Source organism: Novosphingobium sp. B-7, from assembly GCF_000410615.1.
Classification (GTDB): domain Bacteria; phylum Pseudomonadota; class Alphaproteobacteria; order Sphingomonadales; family Sphingomonadaceae; genus Novosphingobium; species Novosphingobium capsulatum.
On sequence record NZ_APCQ01000790.1, the window covers coordinates 1 to 2,709 of the forward strand.

Consider the following 2,709-nt stretch of genomic DNA (forward strand, 5'->3'; position numbering starts at 1 on the left):
CCCCAACCTACTGATTACAAGTCAGTTGCTCTACCAATTGAGCTAAGTCGGCTAAATGGTGGAGGATGACGGGATCGAACCGCCGACCCCCTGCTTGTAAGGCAGGTGCTCTCCCAGCTGAGCTAATCCTCCATTTTGCCTGGCAACGTCCTACTCTCACAGGGACAAGGTCCCAACTACCATCGGCGCTAGAGAGCTTAACTTCCGTGTTCGGTATGGGAACGGGTGTGACCTCTCTGCCATCATCACCAAACTATGAAGGCATATTCCTTCAAAACTAGATAACATTGCTACATATTATATGGTTAAGTCCTCGATCTATTAGTATTCGTCAGCTCCACATGTCACCATGCTTCCACCTCGAACCTATCAACCTGATCATCTTTCAGGGATCTTACTAGCTTACGCTATGGGAAATCTCATCTTGAGGGGGGCTTCATGCTTAGATGCTTTCAGCACTTATCCCTTCCGCACATAGCTACCCAGCTATGCCCTTGGCAGAACAACTGGTACACCAGCGGTGCGTCCATCCCGGTCCTCTCGTACTAAGGACAGCTCCTCTCAAATTTCCTACGCCCACGACGGATAGGGACCGAACTGTCTCACGACGTTCTGAACCCAGCTCGCGTACCGCTTTAATGGGCGAACAGCCCAACCCTTGGGACCGACTACAGCCCCAGGATGCGATGAGCCGACATCGAGGTGCCAAACCTCCCCGTCGATGTGGACTCTTGGGGGAGATAAGCCTGTTATCCCCGGGGTAGCTTTTATCCGTTGAGCGATGGCCCTTCCATGCGGAACCACCGGATCACTAAGCCCGACTTTCGTCCCTGCTCGACTTGTAGGTCTCGCAGTCAAGCTCCCTTATGCCTTTGCACTCTACGAATGATTTCCAACCATTCTGAGGGAACCTTTGGGCGCCTCCGTTACACTTTAGGAGGCGACCGCCCCAGTCAAACTGCCCACCTGACACTGTCTCCCGGGTCGATAAGACCCGTAGGTTAGAATTTCAATACAGTCAGGGCGGTATCCCACCAGCGCCTCCACCGAAGCTAGCGCTCCGGTTTCAATGGCCCCCGCCTATCCTGTACAAACTGTACCAAAATTCAATATCAGGCTACAGTAAAGCTCCACGGGGTCTTTCCGTCCTGTCGCGGGTAACCTGCATCTTCACAGGTACTATAATTTCACCGAGTCTCTGGTTGAGACAGTGCCCAAATCGTTACACCTTTCGTGCGGGTCGGAACTTACCGGACAAGGAATTTCGCTACCTTAGGACCTTTATAGTTACGGCCGCCGTTTACTGGGGCTTCAGTTCAGAGCTTCGCTTACGCTAACCCCTCTCCTTAACCTTCCAGCACCGGGCAGGTGTCACCCCCTATACTTCGCCTTACGGCTTCGCAGAGAGCTGTGTTTTTGCTAAACAGTCGCTTGGGCCTATTCACTGCGGCTTTCCGTTAAGAAAGCACCCCTTCTCCCGAAGTTACGGGGTCATTTTGCCGAGTTCCTTAACCAGAGTTCTCTCGCACACCTTAGGATTCTCTCCTCGCCTACCTGTGTCGGTTTGCGGTACAGGCACCTTTTATCTCGCTAGAAGCTTTTCTTGGCAGCGGGGAATCAAAGACTTCGCTCCATAAGGAGCTTCCCCATCACAGCTCAGCATACGCGATAAGCGGATTTGCCTACTTATCAGCCTAACTGCTTGGACGTGCACAACCAATCGCACGCTTCTTCTATCCTTCTGCGTCCCTCCATTGCTCAAACGATAAAGAGGTGGTACAGGAATATCAACCTGTTGTCCATCGCCTACGCCTGTCGGCCTCGGCTTAGGTCCTGACTAACCCTGAGCGGACGAGCCTTCCTCAGGAAACCTTAGGCATTCGGTGGACGGGATTCTCACCCGTCTTTCGCTACTCATACCGGCATTCTCACTTCTAAGCACTCCACCAGTCCTTCCGGTCTGACTTCACTGTCCTTAGAACGCTCCCCTACCACTGATACCATTGGTATCAATCCGCAGCTTCGGTGGTGTATTTAGCCCCGGTACATTTTCGGCGCAGAGTCACTCGACTAGTGAGCTATTACGCACTCTTTAAATGGTGGCTGCTTCTAAGCCAACATCCTAGTTGTCTAAGCAACTCCACATCCTTTTCCACTTAATACACACTTTGGGACCTTAGCTGGCGGTCTGGGCTGTTTCCCTTTTGACTACGGATCTTATCACTCGCAGTCTGACTCCTAAGGATAAGTCATTGGCATTCGGAGTTTGACTGAATTCGGTAATCCGATGAGGACCCCTAGTCCAATCAGTGCTCTACCTCCAAGACTCTTACACTTAAGGCTAGCCCTAAAGCTATTTCGGGGAGAACCAGCTATCTCCAGGTTCGATTGGAATTTCTCCGCTACCCACACCTCATCCCCGCACTTTTCAACGTGCGTGGGTTCGGGCCTCCATTCAGTGTTACCTGAACTTCACCCTGGACATGGGTAGATCACCTGGTTTCGGGTCTACGACCACGTACTAAACGCCCTATTCAGACTCGCTTTCGCTGCGGCTCCGCCTCTTCAGCTTAACCTCGCACGGGATCGTAACTCGCCGGTTCATTCTACAAAAGGCACGCCATCACCCGTTAACGGGCTCTGACTATTTGTAGGCACACGGTTTCAGGATCTCTTTCACTCCCCTTCCGGGGTGCTTTTCACCTTTCC

Annotated in this window: 1 tRNA gene and 2 rRNA genes; all 3 read right to left on the reverse strand. The window is 52.2% G+C overall.

The window, feature by feature from the left end:
* Positions 1–56: 56 nt before the first annotated feature.
* Positions 57–132: transfer RNA gene (locus H926_RS0109185), tRNA-Val, on the reverse strand.
* Between the two features lie 5 nt (positions 133–137).
* A 5S ribosomal RNA gene (gene rrf / locus H926_RS0109190) occupies positions 138–253 on the reverse strand.
* Between the two features lie 48 nt (positions 254–301).
* Positions 302–2,709, reverse strand: a 23S ribosomal RNA gene (locus H926_RS0109195); the annotation flags it as partial.